The 26,751-nt window shown below is 60.5% G+C and carries 25 protein-coding genes; 16 read left to right on the forward strand and 9 right to left on the reverse strand.

Annotation, left to right across the window (positions count from 1 at the left end; genetic code table 11):
- The first annotated feature begins 239 nt into the window (after positions 1-239).
- The 11 genes from ACP7C6_RS29180 to ACP7C6_RS29230 all read left to right on the forward strand — a co-directional run bounded on the left by ACP7C6_RS29180 (position 240) and on the right by ACP7C6_RS29230 (position 15,028).
- Positions 240-521 (forward strand): peptidylprolyl isomerase, encoded by a 282-nt coding sequence (locus ACP7C6_RS29180; RefSeq protein WP_010210937.1) that lies wholly within the window; start codon positions 240-242, stop codon positions 519-521.
- Positions 522-651: 130 nt separating this feature from the next.
- Entirely contained in the window at positions 652-2,511 is a 1,860-nt protein-coding gene (locus ACP7C6_RS29185; RefSeq protein WP_028616408.1) for an extracellular solute-binding protein, read from the forward strand.
- Positions 2,511-3,572, forward strand: coding sequence for a microcin C ABC transporter permease YejB (locus tag ACP7C6_RS29190; RefSeq protein WP_016976573.1), 1,062 nt, complete (start codon positions 2,511-2,513; stop codon positions 3,570-3,572). The genes ACP7C6_RS29185 and ACP7C6_RS29190 overlap by 1 nt, the downstream gene beginning before the upstream one ends.
- A complete protein-coding gene (locus ACP7C6_RS29195; RefSeq protein WP_028616409.1) occupies positions 3,572-4,594 on the forward strand; it encodes an ABC transporter permease in 1,023 nt (340 codons plus the stop codon). The genes ACP7C6_RS29190 and ACP7C6_RS29195 overlap by 1 nt, the downstream gene beginning before the upstream one ends.
- A gap of 10 nt (positions 4,595-4,604) precedes the next feature.
- Positions 4,605-6,176, forward strand: a complete 1,572-nt coding sequence (locus ACP7C6_RS29200) for an ABC transporter ATP-binding protein (protein ID WP_028616410.1) — start codon at positions 4,605-4,607, stop codon at positions 6,174-6,176.
- A 59-nt stretch (positions 6,177-6,235) separates the two neighbouring features.
- Positions 6,236-7,645, forward strand: coding sequence for a sigma-54 interaction domain-containing protein (locus ACP7C6_RS29205; RefSeq protein WP_308908742.1), 1,410 nt, complete (start codon positions 6,236-6,238; stop codon positions 7,643-7,645).
- A gap of 286 nt (positions 7,646-7,931) precedes the next feature.
- The gene (locus ACP7C6_RS29210) at positions 7,932-9,323 is read left to right on the forward strand and encodes a GntP family permease (protein WP_177053736.1); all 1,392 of its coding nucleotides are present in this window, start codon (positions 7,932-7,934) and stop codon (positions 9,321-9,323) included.
- Positions 9,324-9,330: 7 nt separating this feature from the next.
- On the forward strand, positions 9,331-10,104 hold the full coding sequence (locus ACP7C6_RS29215) for a 3-hydroxybutyrate dehydrogenase (protein ID WP_028616413.1): 774 nt from the start codon (positions 9,331-9,333) through the stop codon (positions 10,102-10,104).
- A gap of 13 nt (positions 10,105-10,117) precedes the next feature.
- Positions 10,118-12,076 (forward strand): acetoacetate--CoA ligase, encoded by a 1,959-nt coding sequence (locus tag ACP7C6_RS29220; protein ID WP_426109591.1) that lies wholly within the window; start codon positions 10,118-10,120, stop codon positions 12,074-12,076.
- Between the two features lie 135 nt (positions 12,077-12,211).
- Positions 12,212-14,707, forward strand: a complete 2,496-nt coding sequence (locus ACP7C6_RS29225) for a hybrid sensor histidine kinase/response regulator (protein WP_068938038.1) — start codon at positions 12,212-12,214, stop codon at positions 14,705-14,707.
- Between the two features lie 45 nt (positions 14,708-14,752).
- Positions 14,753-15,028, forward strand: coding sequence for a peptidylprolyl isomerase (locus tag ACP7C6_RS29230; protein WP_426109592.1), 276 nt, complete (start codon positions 14,753-14,755; stop codon positions 15,026-15,028).
- Positions 15,029-15,077: 49 nt separating this feature from the next.
- On the opposite strand, the gene ACP7C6_RS29235 is transcribed toward ACP7C6_RS29230, so the two are convergent.
- The 8 genes from ACP7C6_RS29235 to ACP7C6_RS29270 all read right to left on the reverse strand — a co-directional run bounded on the left by ACP7C6_RS29235 (position 15,078) and on the right by ACP7C6_RS29270 (position 21,685).
- The gene (locus ACP7C6_RS29235) at positions 15,078-15,986 is read right to left on the reverse strand and encodes a sugar kinase (protein ID WP_122685296.1); all 909 of its coding nucleotides are present in this window, start codon (positions 15,984-15,986) and stop codon (positions 15,078-15,080) included.
- Between the two features lie 111 nt (positions 15,987-16,097).
- On the reverse strand, positions 16,098-17,306 hold the full coding sequence (locus ACP7C6_RS29240; RefSeq protein WP_122685294.1) for an amino acid deaminase: 1,209 nt from the start codon (positions 17,304-17,306) through the stop codon (positions 16,098-16,100).
- Positions 17,307-17,315: 9 nt separating this feature from the next.
- Positions 17,316-18,080, reverse strand: coding sequence for an IclR family transcriptional regulator (locus tag ACP7C6_RS29245; protein WP_305385537.1), 765 nt, complete (start codon positions 18,078-18,080; stop codon positions 17,316-17,318).
- A 187-nt stretch (positions 18,081-18,267) separates the two neighbouring features.
- Complete coding sequence (locus ACP7C6_RS29250) at positions 18,268-18,654, reverse strand: RidA family protein (protein ID WP_016976584.1); 387 nt, start codon at positions 18,652-18,654, stop codon at positions 18,268-18,270.
- Between the two features lie 15 nt (positions 18,655-18,669).
- On the reverse strand, positions 18,670-19,452 hold the full coding sequence (locus tag ACP7C6_RS29255; protein WP_426109593.1) for an amino acid ABC transporter ATP-binding protein: 783 nt from the start codon (positions 19,450-19,452) through the stop codon (positions 18,670-18,672).
- On the reverse strand, positions 19,449-20,111 hold the full coding sequence (locus tag ACP7C6_RS29260) for an amino acid ABC transporter permease (protein WP_426109594.1): 663 nt from the start codon (positions 20,109-20,111) through the stop codon (positions 19,449-19,451). Before ACP7C6_RS29260 ends, ACP7C6_RS29255 begins: the two co-directional genes overlap by 4 nt.
- An 11-nt stretch (positions 20,112-20,122) precedes the next feature.
- A complete protein-coding gene (locus ACP7C6_RS29265) occupies positions 20,123-20,785 on the reverse strand; it encodes an amino acid ABC transporter permease (RefSeq protein WP_426109595.1) in 663 nt (220 codons plus the stop codon).
- Positions 20,786-20,836: 51 nt separating this feature from the next.
- Positions 20,837-21,685, reverse strand: a complete 849-nt coding sequence (locus ACP7C6_RS29270) for a transporter substrate-binding domain-containing protein (RefSeq protein WP_122685290.1) — start codon at positions 21,683-21,685, stop codon at positions 20,837-20,839.
- A 332-nt stretch (positions 21,686-22,017) separates the two neighbouring features.
- On the opposite strand from ACP7C6_RS29270, the gene ACP7C6_RS29275 reads away from it, so the two are divergent.
- From ACP7C6_RS29275 to ACP7C6_RS29295, 5 genes are all read left to right on the forward strand, one after another.
- Entirely contained in the window at positions 22,018-22,266 is a 249-nt protein-coding gene (locus tag ACP7C6_RS29275; protein ID WP_028616420.1) for a hypothetical protein, read from the forward strand.
- A 75-nt stretch (positions 22,267-22,341) separates the two neighbouring features.
- Positions 22,342-22,695: a thioredoxin family protein gene (locus tag ACP7C6_RS29280; RefSeq protein WP_068938034.1), complete on the forward strand. Its 354-nt coding sequence runs from the start codon at positions 22,342-22,344 to the stop codon at positions 22,693-22,695.
- 41 nt (positions 22,696-22,736) lie between these two features.
- Positions 22,737-22,958 carry a hypothetical protein gene (locus tag ACP7C6_RS29285; RefSeq protein WP_028616422.1) on the forward strand — a complete coding sequence of 74 codons (222 nt, stop codon included), beginning with the start codon at positions 22,737-22,739 and terminating at the stop codon, positions 22,956-22,958.
- Between the two features lie 138 nt (positions 22,959-23,096).
- Entirely contained in the window at positions 23,097-23,840 is a 744-nt protein-coding gene (locus tag ACP7C6_RS29290; RefSeq protein WP_028616423.1) for a hypothetical protein, read from the forward strand.
- Positions 23,841-23,850: 10 nt separating this feature from the next.
- A complete protein-coding gene (locus ACP7C6_RS29295; protein ID WP_122727679.1) occupies positions 23,851-24,807 on the forward strand; it encodes a hypothetical protein in 957 nt (318 codons plus the stop codon).
- A 21-nt stretch (positions 24,808-24,828) separates the two neighbouring features.
- Here ACP7C6_RS29295 and ACP7C6_RS29300 read toward each other — a convergent pair whose 3' ends face one another.
- Positions 24,829-26,391, reverse strand: coding sequence for a TerC family protein (locus tag ACP7C6_RS29300; protein ID WP_122685286.1), 1,563 nt, complete (start codon positions 26,389-26,391; stop codon positions 24,829-24,831).
- Positions 26,392-26,751: the final 360 nt, after the last annotated feature.

A 26,751-nucleotide genomic window follows, 5' to 3' on the forward strand; every position in this document is an offset into this window, starting at 1 on the left:
ATTCAAGCCGGAGTGAGGGCACACCGAGCCTAAGCGAGGTGCCGAGTGTTGGGGCAAGAGCCTTTTGGTTACTTTTGGGCTCTTTTCAAAAGTGACCCGCCGTAAGGGCGGAACCAATACCAGCCATCACCGCAGCAACGGATATGTACACCACCACCAACCACCCCAACGGAACTTTGCCAAGAAATAACCGCCTGAATCCGGTACGCTCACCCTTTTCATTCAAGGAGTTACTCCCCATGGCCAAAGCCACCGCCCGTCACATCCTCGTTTCCACTGAAGACAAGTGCAACGAACTCAAGGCCCAAATCGAAGGCGGCGCCGATTTCGCAGAAATCGCCAAAGCCAACTCCAGCTGCCCGTCCAGCCGCGACGGCGGCAACCTGGGTTCGTTCGGTCCAGGCCAGATGGTCAAGGAATTCGACACTGTCGTATTCAGCGCCCCGGTCAACACCGTACAAGGCCCGGTAAAAACCCAGTTCGGCTACCACCTGCTGGAAGTCACCAGCCGCCAGGACTGATCCAGTCTGCGCTGATGCTCTAAACAACGGCCCGCCTTCAGGTGGGCCGTTGTGCATGTGATGACTGGCGACGCTGATGCCGTTAGCGTACAAATCCCTTTTATACTTCACACGGCGTTCAAGGCTGACAATGCGATTGGCTTTTTCCTACATTTTTAGTTCAACCCTGGCCCTGCTGCTGGCCAGCACGGCCGTGATCGCGGCACCGCAACCGTACCTGACCGTGTACGGCGAACCGGCCAAGTACCCCGCCGGCTTTACCCATTTCGACTACGCCAACCCGAATGCCCCCAAGGGCGGTAGCCTGCGCCGTTCGGCCATCGAGATCGGGCGCTTTGACCACGTGTTGCCCTATATCGACAAAGGCATCGGGGTTTCCCAGGTCGACGGCTGGCTGTACGCGCCCCTGGCCCAGCGCTCCCTGGACGAGCCCTACACCGTTTACGGCCTGGTGGCCGAAAAAATGGAGCGCGCCGATGACGGCCTGTCGCTGCGTTTTTTCCTCAATCCCAAGGCACGTTTTGCGGACGGTAAACCCATCACCGCCGAAGACGTGCGCTACAGCTTCGACCTGCTGATGACCCAAGGCAGCCTGCGCTTTCGCACCCTGTTTGCCGACGTCAAGCACGTCGAAGTCGAAGGCGAACGTCAGGTACGCTTTGATTTCTCCAGCAATGAAAACCGCACCCTGCCCCTGGACATCGCCACCCTGCCGGTCTTCCCGGAACACTGGTGGAAGACCCGCGACTTCGCCAACGGCGGCGGCTATGAAGCGCCTCTCGGCAGCGGCCCCTATAAAGTCAGCAAGATCGACTCCGGCAGCACCATCACCTTTACCCGCGACCCGAACTGGTGGGGCAAGGACCTGCCCGTCAGCCGTGGCCTGTACAACTTCGATCACCTGAGCCTGGAGTATTTCGGCGACACCGAAGTGGCCCGCCAGGTATTGCGTGGCGGCGCCTACGATTTCAACCGCGAGTTTTCCGCCACCGGTTACTCCATCGGCTACAACGGCCCGGCCCTGGATGACGGTCGCCTGCAACGCGCGCACTTGGCCAAGGAAATGCCGCAACCGGCGCAGGGTTATGTGTTCAATGTGCAAAAACCGATGTTCAAGGACCGCCGCGTGCGCCAGGCCCTGGCGATGCTGTGGGACTTCGAATGGGCCAACCGGCAGATGATGCGCAACATGTACATCCGCCAGCAGAGCTTCTTCTCCAACAGCCCGCTGGCGGCCAGCCAGCCGCCGACCCCAGAAGAACTGGCGATTCTTGAGCCCTTGCGCGGCCAGGTGCCCGACGAGGTGTTCACCCAGGTATTCAAGGCGCCGGTCACCGACGGCAGCGGCATGATCCGCGACAAGCAATTGCAGGCCCTGGCCTTGCTGGAGGAAGCCGGCTGGAAACCGGACGGCGACAAACTGGTGAACGCCGAGGGCGAGCCGCTGGAATTTACCTTCCTCAACGCGCAAAGCGGCCTGGAGCGCCTGTTGCTGCCGTACAAACGCAACCTGGCGCAGATCGGCATCACTCTGAATATCCGCCGCATCGACTCCTCCCAGTATGTGAACCGGGTAATGGCACGGGACTACGACATGATCGTCACCGGCTTCCCGGTCACCACGTCGCCCGGCATGGAGCTGTACAACTACTTCGGCTCGGCCGCCGCCTTTGACCCCGGCGCCAACAACTACATGGTGCTCAAGGACCCGGCCGTCGACAGCCTGATCAAGGGTCTGGTCAAGGCCGACACCCAAGCGCAGATGCTCACCTACGCCCACGCGCTGGACCGGGTGCTGCAATGGAATTACCTGTGGATCCCCAATTACTACCCGCCCGGCACGTCCGCCGCGTGGTGGAACCGCTTCGGCCGCCCGGCCATCGAGGCGAAAAACGACGAAGCCCTGGAAACCTGGTGGGAAATCAGCCCTACCCCACTGACCAACGAACAAATGAACGCTGAGCTGAAAAAACGCGGAGGGGCGCGCTGATGTTTGCCTATATCGTGCGGCGCCTGCTGCTGATCATCCCGACGCTGGTGATCATCCTGCTGGTGAATTTCGTGATCGTACAAGCGGCCCCCGGCGGCCCGGTGGAACAGGCCATCGCCCACTTGCAAGGCATTGGCGGCGGTGGCGTCGGCGGCTCGTCCGGCGAAGGCATCAGCGGCGGTTCCCGCGCCAGCCGTGGGCTGGACCCGAAGTTGATCGCGGACATCGAAAAACAGTACGGCTTCGACAAGCCTGCGCCGGAACGCCTGTGGCTGATGCTCAAGAGCTACGCGCAGTTGGACTTTGGTAACAGTTTCTTTCGCGGCAAGACGGTGATCGATCTGATCCTGGAAAAAATGCCCGTCACCATCTCCCTCGGCCTCTGGGCTACGCTGATCACCTACCTAGTGTCGATCCCCCTGGGGATTCGCAAGGCGGTGCGCCATGGCAGCAGCTTCGATGTGTGGAGCAGCACCGCGATCGTCATCGGCTATGCGATGCCGGCGTTCCTGTTTGCGATGTTCCTGATCGTGGTGTTTGCCGGCGGTACGTCGCTGAACTGGTTCCCTGTGCGCGGGCTGGTATCGGAGAACTTCGAAGAGCTGAGTACCGTGGGCAAGATTGCCGATTATTTCTGGCACCTGGTGTTGCCAGTTACCTCGTTGGTCATCGGTGGGTTCGCCACGCTGACCATCCTCACCAAAAACTCATTCCTCAATGAAATCACGCGCCAGTACGTAGTGACCGCGCGCGCCAAGGGCCTGAGCGAAAGGCGCGTGTTGTACGGCCACGTATTTCGCAACGCCATGTTGCTGGTGATCTCGGGGATTCCCCAGGCGTTCATCGCCGTGTTCTTCGCCGGCTCCCTGCTGATCGAGGTGATCTTCTCCCTCGATGGCCTCGGCCGCATGAGCTACGAAGCCGCCGTCTCCCGCGATTACCCGGTGGTGTTCGGTTCGTTGTTCATCTTCACGTTGTTCGGCCTCTTGATAAAACTCATCGGTGACCTCTGCTACACCCTGGTGGACCCGCGTATCGACTTCGCCGCGAGGAACGCCTGATGCTTAACCTGTCTCCCGTGGCGCGCCGCCGTTTCGAGCGTTTCAAGAAAAACCGACGCGGCTGGTGGTCGCTGTGGCTGTTTATCGGCCTGTTTATCCTGACCCTCGGCGGTGAGTTGATCGCCAATGACAAGCCCCTGGTGTTGAGTTTCAAGAACGAACTGTATTTCCCGGTGTTCAAGCGGTACACCGAGCAACAGTTCGGCGGCCAGCTGCCGTTCCAGGCCGACTATCGCAGTGACTACGTGAAAAAGCTGATTGAGCAGGACGGCGGCTGGATGCTGTTCCCGCCGATCCCGTTCAGCGACGACACGCCCAACTACGAACTGACCCGCCCTGCCCCCAGCCCGCCCTCGGCGGTGAACTGGCTGGGCACTGACGACCAGTCGCGGGATGTGTTGGCGCGGGTGATCTTTGGTGCGCGGGTGTCGATCCTGTTTGCCCTGGCGCTCACCGCGATCAGCGCCGCCATCGGTATTGCGGCCGGCGCATTGCAGGGCTATTACGGCGGCTGGGTGGATTTGATTGGCCAGCGCGTGCTGGAGGTGTGGTCCGGGCTACCGGTGCTGTACCTGCTGATCATCCTGTCCGGTTTTGTCGAACCGAATTTCTGGTGGTTGCTGGGGATCATGGCGCTGTTTTCCTGGCTGGCCCTGGTGGACGTGGTGCGCGCCGAGTTCCTGCGCGGGCGTAACCTGGAATACGTCAAGGCAGCACGGGCCTTGGGGTTGGGTGACGGCAAGATCATTCGCCGGCATATCCTGCCCAACGCCATGACGGCCACCTTGAGTTACCTGCCGTTCATCCTGACCGGCGCGATTTCTACCCTGAGCGCCCTGGATTTCCTCGGTTTCGGCATGCCGGCAGGCAGCGCCTCCCTGGGCGAGTTGATCGCCCAGGGCAAGCAGAACCTGCAAGCGCCCTGGCTGGGCCTGACGGCGTTCTTCACACTGGCGCTGATCCTGTCGCTGCTGGTGTTTATCGGCGAGGCATTGCGTGATGCCTTCGACCCACGCTCATGAGTGACCGCCTATGAACCTGATCGAAATCCGCGACCTCAGCGTCGCCTTCAGCGGCCAGACCGTGGTGCGCAACCTGAGTCTGGACGTTCGCCCCGGCGAGTGCCTGGCGCTGGTGGGCGAGTCGGGCTCGGGCAAGTCGGTGACTGCCCACTCGATTCTGCAACTGCTGCCCGAAGCCGGCACTGAAACCACCGGTTCTATCCAGTACCGCGGCCAGGAATTGATCGGCGCATCGGCGGCGACCCTGCAGAAGTTACGCGGCAACCGCATTGCGATGATCTTCCAGGAGCCGATGACCTCCCTGAACCCGTTGCACAGCATCGAAAAGCAGATCGGCGAAACCCTGCTGTTGCACAAGGGCCTGGGTGGCAAGGCAGCCCAGGCGCGCATCCTGGAATTGCTTGACCTGGTGGGCATCCAGAAACCCCAGGAGCGGCTCAAGGCCTATCCTCATCAACTGTCCGGCGGGCAACGCCAGCGGGTAATGATCGCCATGGCCCTGGCCTGCGAGCCGGAACTGCTGATCGCTGACGAACCCACCACCGCGCTGGACGTGACCGTGCAGCGCAAGATCCTATTGCTGCTCAAGTCCCTGCAACAACGCTTGGGCATGTCGCTGCTGCTGATCAGCCACGACCTCAATCTGGTGCGCAGCATCGCCCAGCGCGTGTGCGTGATGCGCGCAGGCGAGATTGTCGAGCAGGCCGACTGCCAGAGCCTGTTCAATGCGCCGCAACACCCGTATAGCCGCCTGCTGCTGGACGCCGAACCGGACGGTGATGCGCTGTGCAGTGACGAACGCGAAACCGTTTTGCAGGTGGACGACCTGACCGTGCAGTTCCCCCTCGGCGGCGGGTTGTTCCGGCGCAAGACCTACCTGCGTGCTGTAGACGGCATCAGCCTCAGCGTGCAACGCGGCAAGACCCTGGGGATTGTCGGCGAGTCCGGCTCGGGCAAATCCACCCTGGGCCAGGCGATCCTGCGGCTGCTGGACTCCACCGGCAGCATCCGCTTCCAGGGCGAAGCCCTCGACCCGCTGAATAACCAGCAGATGCGCCCATGGCGCAAGCAGATGCAGGTGGTGTTCCAGGACCCCTACGGCAGCCTCAGCCCACGCATGACCGTGGAGCAGATCATCAGCGAAGGCCTGGAAGTGCACGCGCCGTGCAGCCTGGCCGACCGCGATGCGCAGGTGATCCAGGTGCTCAAGGATGTGGGCCTCGACCCTGCCAGCCGCCACCGTTACCCCCATGAATTCTCCGGCGGCCAGCGCCAACGCATCGCCATCGCCCGCGCCTTGGTACTCAAGCCGGCACTGATGCTGCTCGACGAACCGACCTCGGCCCTTGACCGCACCGTACAGAAACAAGTGGTGGCGTTGCTGCGCGAGCTGCAAGACAAGTACGGCCTGACTTACCTGTTTATCAGCCATGACCTGGCCGTGGTGCGCGCCATGGCCCATGACATGATCGTGATCAAGGACGGCCAGGTGGTGGAGCGCGGCGCCAGCCATGAGGTGTTCGATGCACCGCAACATCCGTACACCAAAGAGCTGCTAGCAGCGGCGCATATTCCCTTATAAACAAGCCCGCTCCCACAAGGATCGCGACTCCATGTCCAATTTGTGTTGGTAGCCTAAACATGAACATCACCGATAACCTCAAGGACTATCAGCAGGTGCGTGGCCTGGCCATCCAGTCGCTGTTCGAGATCATCGAGCAGTCCAGCGAAGGCACGGTGATTGTCGACCGCGACGCCAATATCGTGTGGATGAACGAGCGCTACGCCAAGCGTTTCGGCCTCAAGAGCGCCGACGAAGCCATCGGCCAGCCGTGTGAACAGGTAATCTCCAACAGTCTGTTACGCCAGGTGGTGCGCAACGACCAGCCGATCCTGCTGGATATCCAGGACACGCCCAAAGGCCCGTTGGTGGTGATGCGTTTGCCGATCCACAACGACGCAGGCGCGGTGATCGGCGCGATTGGTTTTGCGCTGTTCGATGAACTGCGCAACCTGTCCCCGTTGATTGAGCGTTACTTGAGCATGCAGCAGGAACTGGCCTCGACGCGCTCCTTGCTGCGTTCGCGCCAGAGCAAATACAACTTCGCGCACTTTATCGGCACCAGCGCCGCCAGCCTCGAAGTCAAACGCCGTGCGCGACGCAGTGCCAGCGCCGAATCGCCGGTGTTACTGCTGGGCGAGACTGGCACCGGCAAGGAATTGCTCGCCCAGGCAATTCACGGCGCCTCAAGCCGTGCGCACAAGGCATTTGTCAGTATCAACAGTGCAGCGATTCCCGCTGACCTGCTGGAAGCCGAGTTCTTCGGCACCGCGCCGGGTGCGTTTACCGGCGCCGACCGCAAGGGCCGTCCGGGCAAATTCCAGATTGCCCAGGGCGGCACGTTGTTCCTCGATGAAATCGGCGACATGCCCCTGCCGTTGCAAAGCAAATTGCTGCGGGTGTTGCAGGAAAAGGAATTCGAGCCGGTCGGCTCCAATGAAATGCTGCATAGCGATGTGCGGGTGATCGCGGCCACGTCGATGGACCTGGAAGCGGCGATCAAACGGGGCGAGTTCCGCGCCGACCTGTATTACCGGCTGAACGTGCTGCCGATCCAGGTGCCGCCATTGCGTGAGCGGCTGGAGGACATTCCGGCGTTGAGCGAGGCGATTCTTGAGGAGTTGCGCAGCCAGCATGAGCTGGACCGTGAAGCCTTGGCGCTGCTGGCGCAGCATGCGTGGCCGGGGAACATCCGTGAGCTGCGCAACGTATTGGAGCGCGCGGCGCTGCTGAGTGATGACCTGGTGCTGAATGCCGGGGAGATCCGGGCGGCGATCGGCACCTTTACGCCGGTGGAGCGTGGCAGCGCGGTAGCGGCGGTTGAGGGAGAAAGCTTCAGCGCAGCGCGGGAGCGGTTTGATCGGCAGGTGATCGGCACGGCATTGCGGGCCTGTGAGGGGAATGTGGTGGAAGCGGCCAAACGGTTGGGGCTCGGGCGGTCGACGTTGTACAAGAAAATGGTGGCGTTAGGTCTCGCTCAGTCTCACTAAAGAGACAACAATCTCAATATGAAGATAATCTGCTGTGGGAGCTGGCTTGCCTGCGATAGCGGTGGTTCAGCTGGACAATTGTTGACTGACACACCGCTATCGCAGGCAAGCCAGCTCCCACATTTGATCCCTGTCCGTCTCAAAATAGAGACAACAGTCAAGAATGCCGCTACAAATTTATAGAAATTTTATAAATATCAATAAGTTATGAATTTGGCACATATCTCGCTATAGCCCTCCTCCAAAGCCTCACCCCACAAAAATAACAATCCGATGGAGACACACCATGAGTGTGATCATTGCCCTGGCAGCGCTCGCGTTGCTGATGCTGGCTGCCTACCGTGGCTATAGCGTTATCCTGTTTGCCCCCATCGCCGCCCTCGGCGCTGTCTTGCTCACCGACCCGTCCGCCGTCGCCCCTGCCTTTACCGGGGTGTTCATGGAGAAAATGGTCGGCTTTATCAAACTGTATTTCCCGGTGTTCCTGCTTGGCGCGGTGTTCGGCAAGCTGATCGAGCTGTCGGGTTTTTCGCGCTCGATCGTGGCGGCGGCTATTCGCTTGCTCGGCACCCGCCAGGCGATGCTCGTGATCGTGCTGGTCTGCGCCCTGCTCACCTACGGCGGCGTGTCGCTGTTCGTGGTGGTGTTTGCGGTGTACCCGTTCGCGGCGGAGATGTTCCGCCAGAGCAATATCCCGAAACGCCTGATCCCGGCAACCATCGCCCTCGGCGCGTTCTCGTTCACCATGGACGCGCTGCCCGGCACGCCACAGATCCAGAACATCATCCCCAGCACCTTTTTCAATACCACCGCCTGGGCGGCGCCGTGGCTGGGCCTGATCGGCACGATCTTCGTGTTTTGCGCCGGCATGCTGTACCTGGCGCGCCAACGCAACAAGGCGCAACGGGCCGGTGAAGGCTACGGTACCGAACTGCGCAACGAGCCGGAAACCGCCGATAACCTGGCACTGCCCAACCCGTGGATCGCGCTGTCACCACTGATCCTGGTGGGTGTGATGAACCTGTTGTTCACGCACTGGATCCCGCAGTGGTACGGCAAGACCCACAGCCTTGCCCTGCCAGGCATGACCACCCCGGTAACCACCGAAATCGCCAAGCTCACCGCGATCTGGGCGGTGCAGGCGGCATTGCTGGTGGGGATTATCGTGGTGCTGGTGTTCGGCTTCTCGGCAATCAAAAGCAAGCTCGCCGAAGGCAGCAAGAGCGCGGTCAGCGGCGCGTTGCTGGCGGCAATGAACACCGCGTCCGAATACGGCTTTGGTGCCGTGATCGCCTCGCTGCCAGGCTTTCTGGTGCTGGCGGACTGGCTCAAGGGCATCCCCAACCCGCTGGTCAACGAAGCGATCACCGTGACCCTGCTGGCCGGCATCACCGGCTCCGCGTCGGGCGGCATGAGCATCGCCCTGGCGGCCATGTCCGAGAGCTTTATTTCGGCGGCCCATGCGGCCAATATCCCCCTTGAAGTGCTGCACCGCGTCGCGGCCATGGCCAGCGGCGGCATGGACACCCTGCCCCACAACGGCGCGGTGATCACGCTGCTGGCGGTCACTGGCCTGACGCACCGCGAAGCCTACAAGGACATTTTCGGCATCACGATTATCAAGACCCTCGCGGTGTTCGTGGTGATCGGTACTTTCTACGCCACCGGCATTGTGTGAGGTTTTCATGACGACATTGAACGGCAAGACCGCCCTGGTCACCGGCTCCACCAGCGGCATCGGCTTAGGGATTGCACTGAGCCTGGCCAAGGCCGGCGCCAACCTGATCCTCAACGGCTTCGGCGACGCCAGCGCGGTGATCGCCCAGGTGCAGGCTTTCGGCGGCAAGGTCGGCCATCATCCGGCCGACGTCAGCGACCCGGCGCAGATCGCCGACATGATCGCCTACGCCGAGCATGAATTCGGCGGCGTGGATATCCTGGTGAACAACGCCGGCATCCAACATGTGGCGGCAGTGGAAGACTTCCCGGCGGAGCGCTGGGACTCGATCATTGCGATCAACTTGTCGTCGGTGTTCCACAGCACACGCTTGAGCTTGCCGGGCATGAAAGCCAAGGGCTGGGGGCGTATCGTCAATATCGCCTCGGTGCATGGCCAGGTCGGCTCGGTGGGCAAGGCCGCGTATGTGGCAGCCAAGCACGGCGTGATTGGTTTGACCAAGGTCGTCGGCCTGGAAACCGCCACCAGTAACGTCACCTGCAACGCCATCTGCCCCGGCTGGGTGCTGACGCCGCTGGTGCAAAAACAGATCGACGATCGCGCGGCCACCGGCGTGGACCCGCAGCAGGCGCAGCATGATCTGCTGGCGGAGAAGCAGCCGTCCCTGGAGTTTGTCACGCCGCCGCAATTGGGCGAGCTGGTGCTGTTCTTGTGCAGCGAAGCCGGCAGCCAGGTGCGCGGCGCGGCGTGGAATATCGACGGCGGCTGGCTGGCACAATAACAAGAGGCCCACTATGTCCGAGATCCTCTGGCAACCCTCCCCGGAACGCATCGCCCACACGCGGATGGACCAGTTCCGGCGCTACATCAACGAACGCTACAGCGTGCAGCTCAGCGACTACCCGGCGCTTCACCAGTGGAGCATCGACCAGCGCGCGGATTTCTGGCGGGCGATCGTGACGTACTTCGACGTGCAGTTTCGCAGCCCGCCCACCGCGGTGCTGATCGAAGACACCGAAATGCCCAGCGCCCAATGGTTTCCCGGCGCGACCCTGAACTTTGCCGAGCACCTGTTGCGCCGCCGCGACGATCACCCCGCCGTGGTCGCCCTCAGTGAAGACGGCCAGCGCGAGCAATTGACCTACGCCGAACTGGCCGCCCATGTCGCCGGCCTGCAAAACAGCCTACGGGCGGCCGGCGTGGTCCAGGGTGATCGCGTCGCGGCGTGTATGCCCAATACCTGGCAGACCCTGGTGGGCATGCTTGCCACCACCAGCCTCGGCGCAATCTGGTCGTGCTCATCGCCGGACTTCGGCACCCAGGGTGTGATAGACCGGTTCGGCCAGATCGAGCCCAAGGTGCTGATCACCTGCGCCGGATATCGTTATGCCGGCAACGATATCGACCAGACCGCCAAGCTCAATGAAATCCTCGAACGCCTGCCGTCCCTGGAGCAGTTGATCATCGTGCCGTACGCACGCCCCCAAGCAAGGATCGAGGACTATCAGACCCACGCCCGCGTCGCGCTGTGGCAAGACTTCTATCAGCCCGGCGGCGAGCCTGAATTCGTCGCGGTGCCATTCGATCATCCGCTGTATATCCTCTATTCCAGTGGCACCACCGGCGTCCCCAAGTGCATCATCCACGGCACCGGCGGCGTGCTGCTCACCCACCTCAAGGAACACGGCCTGCATGCCGACCTGTCCCGCGAGGACTGCCTGTTCTACTACACCACCTGCGGCTGGATGATGTGGAACTGGCTGGTGTCGGTCCTGGCCATCGGCGCCACGGCGGTGCTGTATGACGGTTCGCCGTTTCATCCAGGCCCCGAGCGGCTGATCGACCTGATTGATGCCGAGAAGATCAGCGTGTTCGGCACCAGTCCCAAGTTTCTCGCCACCTTGGAAAAGGCCGGCTTGCAACCGCGCCTGAGCCACAAGTTGAGCAGTCTCAAAGGCTTGATTTCGACCGGTTCGCCACTATCGCCCCAGAGTTACGACTACGTGTACCGCGAGATCAAGGGCGAGCTGTGCCTGTCGTCCATGTCCGGTGGCACCGATATCGTCTCCTGCTTTGTGATCGGCAACCCGGTGCTGCCGGTGCGTCGCGGTGAAATGCAGTGCAAGAGCCTGGCGATGGCCATCGAGGTGTGGGATGAACAGGGCCAGCCGCTGGTCGGCGAAAAAGGCGAGCTAGTGTGCACCCGGCATTTCCCGGCCATGCCCATCGGGCTATGGAACGATCCGGAGAGCAAGAAACTGCTCGCTTCGTATTTCAGCCAGTTTCCCGGCGTCTGGGCCCAAGGGGACTACGCCGAACAGCGCCCCAACGGCAGCCTGCTGATCCACGGGCGCTCCGACGCGGTGCTCAACCCCGGCGGTGTGCGGATTGGCACGGCCGAGATTTACCGCCAGGTGGAAAAAGTCCCACAAGTGCAGGAAAGCTTGGCCATCGGCCAACGCTGGCAGGACGACGTGCGCGTGGTGCTGTTCGTACGCCTCAACGACGGTGTGGAATTGGACGAAGCGCTGGAGCAGCAGATCCGCCAGGTGATTCGCGCCAACACCACACCGCGCCATGTGCCGGCGAAGATCCTCGCTGTCACCGATATCCCCCGCACCATCAGCGGCAAGATTGTCGAATTGGCGGTGCGCAATGTGGTGCACGGTGAGCCGGTGAAGAATACCGACGCCCTGGCCAACCCGAAGGCGCTGGAGCAGTTCCGCGACCGCCCTGAACTCGCCCGAGGATGAAAGGCTTCAGCCCTGACGCACTCATTTGAAGACAAACCCCGAATGCATGCTATTTTTCGGGGGTAGTCAGCCATTCCCAAGTCACGGGATAATGGGTGTTGTCATCTTTCAAAGCGTTACGCTCAGGGCTTTTTCATGATTGGAACATCCACCGGTAGCGAAGCCGCCGCATTGATTGCGCGGCTGGACTGGGCGCAAAGCCCGCTCGGTGAGACCAGTGGTTGGCCGCAAAGCCTGCGCACCGCCGTGGATATCGTCGTCCACTCGCCGATGCCGATGCTCCTGCTGTGGGGCGACCAACTCACGCAACTCTACAACGACGGCTTCGCCCAGTTGGCCGGCAACAAACATCCTGAAGCAATGGGGCAGCCGACGCATCAGACCTGGCCGGAGCTGGAAGGCTTTACCGCGCCGATCTATGACGCCGTACTCAGCGGCCAGGTGCGCACCTTCAGCGAGCAGCGTTTCGTGCTGCAGCGCAACAATCGCGACACGGAAATCTGGCTGGACCTGACCTACAGCCCGATCCGCGATGAAAGCACCCGAGTGGCCGGCATCCTCGTCACCGCCATCGAAACCAACGAACGCCGCAGAGCCCAGCACAACACCGAGCAACGCTTGCAGTTGGCCCTGGCCGCCACCGACGCGGTAGGCACCTGGGATTGGGATATCGGTGAAGACCGCTTTATCGCCGACGCGCATTTCGCCTACCTGCACGGCGTCAACCCCAGCAATGCGCGCCTGTTGCCGATCAGCGACTACCTGCACGGGGTACACCCTGAAGACCGTGGCATGGTGGCGCGCAGTATCAAGCACTGCATCACCTTCGGCACCGAGTACGCCGAGGAATACCGCCTGTTGCAGGCCGATGGCCAGATACGCTGGGTGTTCGCCCGTGGCCGCTGCTACAAGGATCATCAAGGTCGGCCGACACGGTTCCTCGGGGCCGCGCTAGACCTGACCGAGCGCAAACACACCGAACAGGCCCTGCGCCAGAGCCAGACCGAGTTGCAGCTGATCATCAACGCCATGCCGGTGCTGATCGGTTACGTCGACCATGAACAGCGCTTTCGCCTGAACAACAGCGCGTACCTGGAGTGGTACGGCATGACGCCCCAGGAGCTGTACGGCAAGACCATCCGCGAAGTACTCGGCGACGAGGTGTATGCCGGACGTGAAGACAAGATCGCCGCCGCGCTCAAGGGCAAGGCGTGCAGCTTCATGACCATTACTCCGCACCGCGACGGCCGCCCACGCCACGCCTTGATGAAGTACCTGCCGCGCTTCAGCACTGACGGCTCGGTGAATGGTTTCTACATTTTTGTGATCGATGAGACTGAACGCAAACTCACCGAAGAAGCCCTGCGTCACCTCAACGAAAACCTTGAAGAACGCGTAGCCCAACGCACCCAGGCCCTGGCCGAAGCCAACCAGCGCCTGCAAAACGAGATGTACGAGCGCGAGCGCGCCGAAGATGCACTGCGCCATGCGCAGAAGATGGAGGCCGTCGGCCAGCTCACCGGCGGCATTGCCCACGACTTCAACAATATGCTCACTGGCATCATCGGCAGCCTGGACCTGATGCAGCGTTATATCGCTGCCGGGCGCAGTGACGAGATCGGTCGTTTTACTGACGCGGCGGTGTCCTCAGCCCATCGCGCCGCCGCCCTCACCCACCGTTTGCTGGCGTTCTCGCGCCGACAGTCGCTGGACCGGCGCCCGCTGGATCCGAACCAGTTGGTCGCCTCGCTGGAAGACTTGTTCCGGCGCACCAAAGGCGCGCACATCGCGCTCAAGGTACAACTGGGCCACGACATCTGGCCGGTGAACACCGACGCCAGCCAACTGGAAAACGCTCTGCTCAACCTGGTGATCAACGCCCGCGACGCCATGCCCGACGGCGGTGAAATCCTGATAGAAACCGCCAATAGCTACCTGGACGGCACCGACATCGCCACCCTTGAACCGGTCAAGGCTGGCGACTACGTGATGCTCGGTGTGTGCGACAACGGCACCGGCATGGCACCGAAGATTCTGGCCAAGGCTTTCGATCCCTTTTTCACCACCAAGCCCATCGGCCAAGGCACCGGCCTGGGGCTGTCGATGATCTATGGCTTTGCCCAACAGTCCGGCGGCCACGTGACCATTCATAGCGAACCGGGCCAGGGCACCTGCGTGCGTCTGTACCTGCCGCGCCTGTATGGCACTGCACTGGAAAGCAGTTTGCCCGCCAGCCTCGGTGAAGCCCCGGTGGCCCTGGCCGGTGAAGCCGTGGTGGTGGTCGAAGACGACCCGGCGGTGCGTATGCTGGTGGTCAATGTGCTCGATGAACTGGGCTACACCGCCCACCAGGCGGCGGATGCACGGGCGGCACTGCCGCTGCTGGAGTCGGATTTGCGTGTGGACTTACTGGTCACCGATGTCGGACTGCCGGGCATGAACGGCCGGCAACTGGCAGAGATCGCACGCCAACACCGCCCTGGACTGCGCGTATTGTTCATGACCGGTTACGCGGAAAAAGCCGCTGAGCGCCAGGGCTTTCTGGAGGACGGCATGGACATGGTGGCCAAGCCGTTTTCCATCGACCTGCTGGCCACGAAAATCCGCAGCATGATCAGCGTGGTTGAATGAGTTCAGGCATAATCGCGCGCCGTTGCACGTACCTGGTAGAGATCAATGAAAGCCCAAGCCCGTCATATCCTGGTGAAAACCAGCGAAGAAGCCGAACAAATCAAGCAGCGCATCGCCAAGGGCGAAGCCTTTGATGTGCTGGCCAAGAAGTACTCCACTTGCCCGTCCGGCAAGCGCGGCGGCGATCTGGGTGAAGTGCGGCCAGGGCAAATGGTGGGGGCGATTGATGCGGTGATCTTCAAGAAGCCGGTGAAGGTGGTTCACGGGCCGATCAAGAGCAAGTTCGGGTATCACCTGGTGCAGGTGTTCTACCGCGATTGATCAACACCCCTCTGTAGGAGCCAGCAAGCCGGCTGCTACAGAGGCGGTGTCAGGCTTGGGGAATAAGTGCGCCGGGTACTTGGATGACCCGACTGGCCAGCCGATGCCCGGCCAGCGCAGCTTCCTCCGGCGAGCCATCCTTGAGCCGGCTGGCCAAATACGCCGCACTGAACGAATCCCCCGCCGCTGTCGTATCCACCACCTTTTCCACCTTCAGCGCCGGCACGGCAAAGCGCTCGCCCTTGCAACGAATCAGGCATTCATCCGCCCCACGCTTAAGCACCACCTCTTCAATCCCCGGATACGCCGCGAACACTTGTTCACTGTCGGCATAACCAAACAACGCACGCTCGTCATCTTCGGTCAACAAGGCGATATCCACCTCGGCCAAGACACGGTGATACGCCGTGCGGGCCGCTTCAACACTGGCCCAAAGACGCGGCCGATAGTTGTTGTCGAACACCACCTTGCCCCCTCGCCGACGGGTCTCGACCAAGGTTTGCAGCAAACGCTCACGGCCGATGTCACCCAACACCGCCAGGGTGATGCCGCTGAAATACACCACGTCGTAGTCCGGCAAAGCGGCCAGGATCGGCTCGGCGGCGGGCGTGGTGAAACAGTCACGCACAGCGGCTTCGTTGCGCCAGTAGAGAAATTTGCGTTCGCCATTGGCGTCGGTCTGGATGCAGTACAAACCCGGCAAACGCCCAGGCAAGCGCTGGACCATGCCCAGGCCCAGGCCTTCCTGCGCCCATTGCTGACACATGGCATCGCTGAAGCTGTCATCGCCCAGGGCCGTGACGTAGTCAACATGGCCGGTAGCGCCCAGTTCGCGGCGCAGGTACACCGCCGCGTTCAAGGTGTCACCTCCGAAGCTCTGGTGCAGGCTGCCGTCAGCGCGGTGTTGCAGTTCGATCATGCATTCGCCGATGAGGGCGATGCGGGGTTGGGTGGTCATGGCGATTATCTCGGTTGGGGCTGATGGCCCCTTCGCGAGCAAGCCCGCTCCCACATTTGGAATGCATTTCAAGTGTGGGAGCGGGCTTGCTCGCGAAGGGAGCGACGCGGTCTAGAAGCAGGTATGCAAACTCTCGATCACCTGCAACTGCTCATCCACCAGGCAGCCGACTTGCCACTTGTCAAACGTCAAACAAGGGTGGGATGTGCCAAAGGAAATGATGTCGCCAATACGCAATTCAACCCCCGGCGCCACGCTCATGAACGCATGTTGGTCCATCACCGCCGTGACCTTGCACTCGCCCACGTCATCACCTTGCGCCGGCAAAATTCCGGCCTTGTAGCGTTTGAGTGGCAACGGCAAACCAGCGTCGTAGGCCACGTCGCGCTTGCCCAGGGCGATCACCGCAAAACCCGGCTCGGGCAACGATTGCACATGGGCCCAGACTTCCAGGGCCGGGCGCAGGCCTTCGCTGAGGTCGCTGCGACGGTCTAGCACGCAGCACTGCGCCTCTTTGTAGATACCGTGGTCATGGGCCACGTAGCTGCCGGGGCGCAATACGCTGAGGAAGCGGCCAGCAGCGTTCTGTTCTTCAAACGACTCGGCAATCAGGTCGTACCAGGCCGAACCCGACGCCGTGACGATGGGCTTGGGCAGGTCGAAAGAACCGTTGTTCTGCAGGTCCACGGCCAGGCGCACCAGGCTGGCGGCGAAGGCGCGAATGCCGCTGATCGCATGCTCGCCATGGATCACGCCTTCGTAGCCTTCGATACCGGTGAGGGCCAGGGCCGGCTGGGCCTTGATCGCCTTGGCCAGGTCACGCACTTCCTGCTCGCTGCGACAGCCGCAACGGCCGCCGACCACGCCATATTCGATCATCACGTTCAGGCGCAGGCCACGGGCGGCGAAGAACAGACCCAGGTCAGCAACGTTGTCCGGGTGATCGACCATGCAGTGGAAGTCGAAGTCCGTGTCGGCCAACAGGTCAGCGATCAACGCCATGTTCGGCGCGCCCACCAGTTGGTTGGCCATCAGCACGCGACGCACGCCACCGGCATAAGCGGCGCGAGTCTGCACCGCGTTGGCCAGTGTAATCCCCCAGGCACCCGCTTCGATCTGGCGCTGAAACAGCGCCGGCATCATGCTGGTCTTGCCATGGGGCGCCAGCTCGGCGCCGCTCTTGCTGACGAAGTCCTGCATCCAGCGGATGTTGTGTTCCAGGGCGTCACGGTGCAGTACCAGAGCGGGCAGGCTGACGTCACGGACCAGGTGGGCCCCGACGGCGGCGGCGCCCTTTTCAACGGCATTGATGGCAGACATGGAAAACTCCTATTCGTTGATACGCCGGGCCAGGTTGTTGGCGCTGTCGATCAACACCCGGCGATAGTCGTTGTAGTTTTTTGTGGCATCGGCGCGTGGGGCGACGATACACAGCGTCGCGATGCTGATGCCTTGCGCGTCCCGCACCGGGGCGGCAAAGCAGTGGGTAAAGGTGTCGGCAACGCTGTCGAAGGAGAAGAAGCCATCGAGGGTGGCCTGACGGATTTGCGCCAGGAAGGTCTCCAGCGGCAGGCGCTGACCGTCCGGCAGGATGAAGTCGTCGTGATCGATCAGGTCGATGATCTGCTGGTCGCTCAAGTGCCCCAGCAACAGGCGCCCGGAAGCGGTCCACGGGATCGGCGCGTTTTCGCCAATGTCCGAGGAGATACGGAAATGCCGCTCGCCTTCACGCATCAGCGCCACCGTGTATTTGCGCCCGTTGAGCAGGCACATCTGCGCAGTTTCGTGGGTCTGGCTGACGATTTCCTGCAAGGCGTGATCGGCCTCGCGGGTCAGGTCGAAATGGCGCAGGTGCGCCTGGCCGAGAAAATACAGCTGGCGGCCGAGGTAGACGTGACCGTCCTTGCCCACCGTCTCCAGGATGCGCCGCTCAAGCAGCGACGCAACCAGTTCGTAGACGGTGGACTTGGGGCTGCCGATGCCACTGGCAATATCATTCGGGCGCAGGGGCTGGCCCATTTCCTTGAGAAAATCGAGGATATCGAATGCACGGTCCAGGCCTTTGGCGCGGCGTTTGATGGTGTCTTCGGTCATGGCAGTGTCGGTCTCATAAATTCTCAAAGCGGGCGATCAACCTGTGGTGAGCGAGCTGTTGTGGTGAGCGAGCTTGCTCGCGCTGGGCTGCGAAGCGGCCCCAAAAAGAGCGGGAGCGCTGCGCACTCCAGCGGGGGACAAGCCCCCTCACCACAGAAAACCCACGCCCACAAACGGGCGATCATCTTTACTTCTTCTTGTACGCCACGCAATCGATCTCGACCTTGCAATCGACCATCATGTTCGCCTGCACGCAGGCCCGCGCCGGAGCGTGTTCCGGGGTGAAGTATTCGCCGAACACTTTGTTGAAGCTCCAGAAGTCCCGCGGGTCTTCCAGCCACACGCCGACGCGCACGACATCCTTCAATTCGTAACCCGCTTCTTCGAGGATCGCCACCACGTTGCGCATGGTCTGACGGGTCTGTTCGATGATGCCCCCAGTGATGATTTCGCCGTCCACCGCAGGCACCTGGCCTGAGACGTACAACCAACCATCGGCTTCCACCGCACGGGCGAACGGACGGGGTTGGCCACCGCCGGCTGTGCTACCGGCACCGTAACGAGTAATGCTCATAAAAAAGGCTCCTGATTAAAAACGAATGTTCTTGAGAAATTCCGCCAGGCGCGGCGATTGCGGGCGTTCGAAGATGTCCTTCGAGGTGCCCTGTTCTTCAATGCGGCCCTGGTTCATGAAAACGATCTTGTCCGAGACTTCATAGGCAAAGCGCATTTCGTGGGTGACCAGCAACATGGTCATGCCCTCCTCCGCCAGGCCCTTGATCACGCTGAGCACTTCGCCCACCAACTCGGGGTCGAGGGCCGAGGTGACTTCGTCGAACAGCATCAGGCTGGGGTTCATGGCAATGGCGCGGGCAATCGCCACACGCTGTTGCTGGCCGCCGGACAGTTGGCCGGGGAAGTGGTTGCGACGCTCTAGAAGTCCTACGCGGTCCAGCCATTTTTCCGCCAGCGCAACGGCTTCGTCCTTGCTCATTTTCTTGACCTTGAGCAAGCCGAGGGTAACGTTCTGCAACGCAGTCAAATGGGGGAAAAGGTTGAATTGCTGGAACGCCATGCCCGTCATCGCACGGTGCTGCGCAATGACGCGCTCAGGGTGGCGCACGCGCTTGCCGGCGATTTCGCTGTAACCGATGGACTCGCCATCCAAGGTGATTTGGCCGCCCTGGAACTCTTCCAGCAGGTTGACGCAACGCAACAGTGTGGTCTTGCCCGAGCCGCTGGAGCCGATCAAGGTCACCACGTTGCCGCGCTGCATGGACAGGTCAACACCCTTGAGCACTTCCACCTGGCCGTATTGCTTACGCAGGCCACGGATGTTCAGCAGCGGTTGGTTGGTGTGAGGTTGGTTCATGGCAAGGCCACCCGCTTTTCAATGTAGCGCCCGAATAACTCGATGGCGTAGTTGATGACAAAGAACATAAAGCCTGCGAACAGGTAGAACTCCAAGGTCATGAAGGTGCGCGCGATCACTTGCTGGGTACTGAGCAGCAACTCGGCCACGCCGATCACCGAGAGCAAGGTGGAGGCCTTGACGATTTCCGTGGAGGAATTGACCCAGGTTGGCAAAATCTGGCGCAGCGCCTGGGGCAGCAACACATAGCCCAGGGACTGGTAGAACGTCAGGCCGATGGCCTTGCCCGCTTCCAGTTGCCCACGGGGAATGGCTTGCAGCGCGCCGCGCACGATCTCGGAGACGTGAGAACCGCAGAACAGCGTCAACCCGACCGCACCGGCCTGGAACGCGGTGATCTGCCAACCGAGCGCCGGCAGCATGTAGAAACACGCCAGCACCAGCACGAACACCGGCGTGCCACGGATCAGGTCGACATACAGACGAAACGGTGCACGCATCCAGAACTTGCCGTAGGTCAGGATCAACCCGGCGACAATGCCGATCAGGGTGCCAAAGATAATCGCCAACGCAGACACATAAACACTGGCTTGAAAGCCCGCCCAGAGGGTATCCCGGGCGATCCACAACTCATGCAGCCAGATGGGGGATTCGTACATGGAAACCTCGCTTAACGACGGATCGCCAGACGCTGTTCCAGGTAACGGAACAGCATGGCAATGAGGTAACAGGCAGCCACGTAGAGCGCCGTCGTGACCATCCAGGTTTCAATCACCCGGTAGCTTTCGACGTTGATCTTGCGGGCGTAGTAGGTCAGCTCCGGCACCGCGATAGCGGCGGCGAGCGAGGTGTCCTTGAACAGCGAAATGAAATTGTTCGACAGCGCGGGCAGCACATTGCGCAGCATCACCGGTACGGTGATGTAGGCGCGGATACGCCATTCGCCCAGGCCGATAGCCAACCCGGCTTCCCGCAGGCCCTTGGGAATGTTCAACAGCCCGGCGCGGAACACTTCGGTCAAGTAGGCACCCGCGTACAGCGACAAGGTGATGATGAACGACGGGATCTTGTCCAGACGGATCCCGAGACTAGGCAACGCAAAGTAGATCAACAGGATCAACACAAGGATCGGCGTATTGCGCACCACCGTCACATACACCGAGGCGAAGATCCGCAACGCACGGTGCTTGGAGAGCATGGCAAACGCCATCATCAGGCCGATCACACAGCCGATGGCGATCGACAGCAGCGCCAGCTCAAGGCCCAGGCCGAGCCCTGCCAGCAAACTGGGGAAGTCGCGCCACACGGCGGCAAAGTTCAACTGATAGTTCATGGTCAGCAGTACCTGATTGGGGCGCCGTCAGCGACGCCCCAGGTTTTCGATTTACTTGAACTCAACCGGGAAGCCGATCGCGGGTTCCGGCAGGTCGACACCGAACCATTGCTTGAACGAGGCCTTGTAGGTCGGGAACTCGACACCGGTCATGGCTTCATGCAGCGCGGTGTTGACGAAGTTCAGCCAGTCCTGGTCGCCACGCTTGACGGCGCACGCATAGGTCTGCGGGCTCCAGGCGTACGTCGGGCTGCGGTAGCGGCCTGGGTTCTGCACCATCAGGTATTTGACCGAGGACTGGTCGGTGGCGGCGGCATCGGCGCGACCGGAGTTCACGGCCTGATACATCAGGTCGACGCTGTCGTACTGGTCGACCTTGGCCTTGGGCAACGCCTGGTGCACCAGCTCTTCGGCATACACGTTTTGCAGCACAGCCACGGTGACGCCGTCGCCGCCAGCCTGCAGGTCTTCAATCTCTTTGTACTTGCTGTTGTTCGGCAGCAGCAGGCCCACGCCTTCGCGGTAGTACGGCAGGGTGAACGCGACCTGCTGGGCACGGCTGGCGGTGACGGTAATGAACTGGCAACTCATGTCGACCTTGTCGGTGAGCAGGTTGGGAATCCGGGCATCAGACGACTGCACCACGAACTCGACCTTGCTTGGGTCATTGAACAAGCCCTTGGCCACTATGCGGCCGATGTCGATATCAAACCCCTGCAACTTGCCATCCGCTCCCTGGAAGTGCCACGGCGCATTGGTACTGCCTGTACCCACGATCAAGTGCCCACGCTTGAGCACATCATCGAGCTTGCTGTCCGCCGCCTGCACGATGCTTGCGAAGGAAGCCGATGCGGCGAAGAGAAAAACACACGCTTTAAACACGGAAGGTCGGTGATGCATGACAAGCACTCCAGGAGTTGTGTATTCCGCTATACCGGAACTTAGTATGTAACAACGGAATAGACAGCAGAAAGTGTGCCACACGCGGCAACAGAAAAAAACGACATGGATAAATCTGTGTTAAATCAACTAGATAAAAGATGATGTGCGATAAGGCGTTAAGCCAGCACCTGAAATCACTTTGCTACCCAAGGCCCCACACAGCGGTGACAGACCCAGTTGCGTGCGCTACGACGGCGTTACCGCGCACCGTTGCAGTGCGTCTGGCGCGTGGAAAAATCCCCACGCTGGGCTAGCCTTGGCACATTCATTCCGACAAGGACTCCGCCCTGATGAAGTTCCGCCTCACCCTGGTCTTGCTTTCCTTTCTGGTGGCCGGCAGTGCTTGGGCCAGTAACGACCGCCGCGAATGCAAGGAAGAACTGCGCAAGCTCAACGCAGCCCTGAGCACCAACTACACCAGCCAGAACCACCACGGCTACCGTCAGGCAAAGGCTTCGAGGGACAACCTTGAATACAAGAAATGCGCAAGCCAGGCGCGCAAGGCGCGGGAACGCCTGGAGCGCGATAGCGACCTGTGAAGGTTGACAGTAGACGGCAGTGATTCCTCGACTTAGCGTGGGCAGACACTCGCACTGTCCAGGAGGACCACTATCATGGGAATTGCCACCGCAACCATTACCAACGCCGAGGAATATGAAAAGGTACTGAGTACCTCCCACCCCGTGTTTCTATTGTTCGTTTCAGCTCGCTGCCCTGCGTGCGCAGACACCGGCCCATTGTTCGAACGGATTGCTGCCAGGCATCCCGATATCGTGAGCCTGGTGCTGGACTGCGCAAACACTCCGCAACACCCCCATGTCAAGGGCACGCCCACCTTGTTGGTTTACGTCATGGGCGAACTGATGGAAATTATCGAGGGTTTCGACCCCATTAAAGATCAGGAAAAAACTGTGGAAGAGCTTTTCGACCGCTACGTCCAGCGTCCCCTCTTGCACGGTACGACCTAGCGTCTAAGCTGCTCAAATTAGTCTCAGCCACCAGGTCGGCAATGTTCAAGACCATTGAAGCTGAAGTCTTGGAGAAACGCCCGTCACCCACCTTGCAACTTGAGCTCGCCCAGCATGATTTCGAGCGACTCAAGTCATTCTGCCTGCTGATCTACATCGCGATCATCACATTGGGCACCCGTCCGCTAATCGAAGGCTTGTCGACGGATCTGCACCCCAGCGGGGTGATTCTGACAACGCTTACGTTTCACACGCCCGCATAAACCGATAACGCCCCGTGCGTGATAGACAGCGCATCGAAATGCTTTACCGGGCGGCCACTTACTGGATAATAGCTCAATGCCTTCATTGAGTTAATGTTCGGCACCACCTCTACCGCCTCGATGGATTTTCTTCTGCGTATGGACACTCCTCTGCTTCCGCAAAAACGCCTCAATGCTGCAATCACCAAAGTCATGGCCGGTATCAGCGCAACGCTGGGCGCCATGTGGGCGCTGATCACCTATGTGTTTCCCGATCCCAGCGTGTTCGGCTTTGGCTTTCTCAACTGGAAAAACTTGATTCTGGTGATCAGCGTGTTCCTGTTCCTCGCGGCACTGTCTATTGGCTGGCAGGCGCGTCGCCTGCCGGATGCGATAAAAGGCACGCTTTCGGTGATCCTGGCCGTATTGCTCGCCGGCGGTTTTTTCATTTTGGGCAGTGAGTACGCCAAACCCACTTTCGAATTTGCCCAATCGCAAAAGCTGATGACTGAAAATGACGGCGCCAACCTGTTTGGCAAGCGTATAGAGCTGGTCGACGGTGTACGCATCGAACTGCTGGAGTGTGAGCAGATTGGCCAGGCACCGAGCTGCCTGCTGGAACTGACCAACACCAATGTCGACCGCGAAATGCGCGACCTTAAGCAAAGCACCCTATTTGAAAAAACCGGCGGCTCCCTGGATGTCGAGCAACTGCAGGTCGGCCAATCTAAGTCTGACCAGTGGAACGCATTTGCGCTGGTACGCAATGTGCCGACCCGAGTGACGATGGTGTTCCAGCCCGTGCGCGGGAAGCTGGAGAGCATCCCGGCACTCAAGATCAGGTTTCGCAGCCTCAAGGGTGAGGATAACGTGGTGAAATTCAGTGGCGTGGCGGTTAACTGAGGGGATGGATATGAGCACTGCTACTGCAACAGAGAATACTGACCAGCCCTGGGAAGATACGTTGATTCTGGCATTTCGCGATACTCAGTGGATCCATCACCGCGAAAAACAGCAGACACTGATTTCAGATGCGCTTGGATGGTTCCAATTGAACAATCATTTACTGCTGTGCAATCCCTCAGACAAAACACAGCAAAACACCTGTAATAAGGCCAAGGAAAAGCTCGATCTGGCAGTGAAAGAAATGGCGGCAACACCGCCACTACTCGCGAAATTGGACGGCAAGGCTGAAAGTGCAGCGGGCGATGTGCTAACCGCCCATGAAGACAGGTTCTTCCTGATTGAATTCAAATCAGACATGAGCACCAGAAGCTCCGAGTACACCAAATTCCTGGGGATTCTAATGTGGCTGATCGATCCAGAAGCCAACCACGTACTGATAAACCAGTCAAAAAAAGGGCATTTTTTTGTCACGCAGAGGCCCGACACATGCGCGCCCTCTGCTCCAAACCTGCGAAAGCTCACTATGGAGGCCTACACTTACTACGACGCAATCACTCAGCCCAACTTAAAACTGACTGCGGCGATCCCCGTGCACACGCTCCTGGCAGAAAAACGCCACGGCCTGCCGCTGGCTCAAATGGCGGACTACCTTCAACTGCTCTGTAACGTACATGTGGGTGACGCAGCAGGCGGCGCACACCCGATGAAAGTGGCGGTGGCAAGTGCATCCGGGGTGTTTTGGCCGATATCCGACCTTTCGGAACTGACTGCATTGGCCGGCCTGTTCAACGCGACCGCAAGGCTGTCGCACCCAAAACACCCGGCATTTGGCATTGCAAACGCCAAACGCCTGAAAGACATCGTCGATGCCTTTCGGAAAAAAACGCTCGAAGAGCAAAAAACCGCGCTTAGACGTGACGGCAGAACACCCGGCGGCGCCACTCCAGGCATCAATCGAAGCTGAGTGACACCGCTTACGCCCCCATCAGGAATCCACGCACCGAAGCAGGCTGACCTGCGTCACCCGGCGGTCCTCCACCGCCGCCACCGTCAGGCGCCAGCCCTCATGTTCCAGGCTGTCGCCCACCACTGGGAGGCGATCCAGCAGACTCATCACCAGGCCGGCCAGGGTCTGGTAATCGTCGGTCGCAACCGCGTTGAAGCCCGTGCGCTGACGCACCTGATTGAGGTTCAGTGCACCATTGGCGCGGAAACCAGCGCCCTCCTCGACAATATCCGGCCCTTCGATTTCGCTGGCGTCCGGCAACTCACCGGCGATGGACTCGAGAATGTCGGTCATGCTCAACACACCCATGAAGTCACCGAATTCGTTGATCACGAACGCAATGTGGGTGGACTCCTGACGCATCTGCTCCAGGGCATTGAGGATCGAGAAACTGTCCAGCAGGTTGATCGCCCGGCGTGCCAGGTGCTCCAGGTTCGGCTCGTTACCGGCCAGGTATTCCTTGAGCAACTCCTTCTTGTGCACAAAGCCCAGCGGTTCATCGACGGCGCCGTTGCGGATCAACGGCAGTCGCGAGTAGGACGAATGCATCAGTTTCAGGCGAATGCTGTCGGGATCGTCCGCCAGATCGATGCAGTCGACCTTGGCCCGCGGAGTCATCAGTGTGCGAATCGGCCGTTCGGCCAGTTGCAGCACACCACTGATCATCACGCGCTCGCGTCGATCAAACAGCGGGCCTTGCGCAGCATCCGGCTCACCCAGCAGGTCGGCAACCTCATCGCTCACCTCTTCCACCGCCAGACTACGACCGCCGAGCAAGCGCATCACGGCATGGGCCGTACGCTCACGTACTGGCAACACACCTTGCGCCGACTTCTTGCGGCGGGCCCGTGCGATCTGGTTGAACAACTCGATCAGGATCGAGAAACCAATCGCTGCGTACAGGTAGCCCTTCGGAATATGGAAGCCCAGGCCTTCGGCGGTCAGGGCGAAACCGATCATCATCAAGAAGCCCAGGCACAGCATGATCACCGTCGGGTGCGCATTGACGAAGCGGGTCAATGGCTTGCTCGCGACGATCATCACGCCGATGGACACGATCACCGCGATCATCATCACCGCCAGCTCGTCCACCATGCCCACGGCGGTAATCACCGCATCCAGGGAGAACACCGCATCCAGCACCACGATCTGCGCCACGATCGGCCAGAACATCGCGTAGGCGGCATTGCCCGTGCGCTGGACCACATGGCCTTCGAGGCGCTCGTGCAATTCCATGGTGGCCTTGAACAACAGGAATACACCACCAAACAACATGATCAGGTCACGGCCCGAGAAGCTCTTGTCGAACACCTCGAACAACGGCTGCGTCAGGGTCACCAGCCAGGAAATACTCGCCAATAGGCCCAGGCGCATCAGCAGCGCCAGGGACAGGCCGATCAACCGCGCACGGTCACGCTGCTCCGGCGGCAACTTGTCCGCCAGGATCGCGATAAACACCAGGTTGTCGATGCCCAGCACCAGTTCCAGCACAATCAAGGTCAACAGCCCGAGCCAGGCCGTTGGATCCGCTAACCATTCCATTTATTGAGTCTCTTCAGTCATCGATTTTCAGAATGCCGGGCACGGCAAGGCGCGGTCAGTGGACCGGTACAAGGTTAGCAGTCGGAATACGGGGTGCTTCAGAGGGAACAGCGGCAGCGCAAGTCTTGGGGAAAGACGACTGGGGGGCTCCGAAAGGGTGTTCATGCAAATCCTGAAATAACAAAAGGACTTGAATCCTACATCTGAAACGCAAACTTCCTACAACGCAAAACTATTACAAGATCTGTAATCTCACCTGTAGGAGCCGGCTTGCCGGCGATGGCGTGCGCACAAAAGCCCGCGCCGGCCAGCCCCCGACGACAGGGGCCTCGGGGTGTGCGGACGTACGGGTGGCGGCCT

This window comes from Pseudomonas sp. TWR1-1-4, assembly GCF_049897165.1.
Classification (GTDB): domain Bacteria; phylum Pseudomonadota; class Gammaproteobacteria; order Pseudomonadales; family Pseudomonadaceae; genus Aquipseudomonas; species Aquipseudomonas canadensis.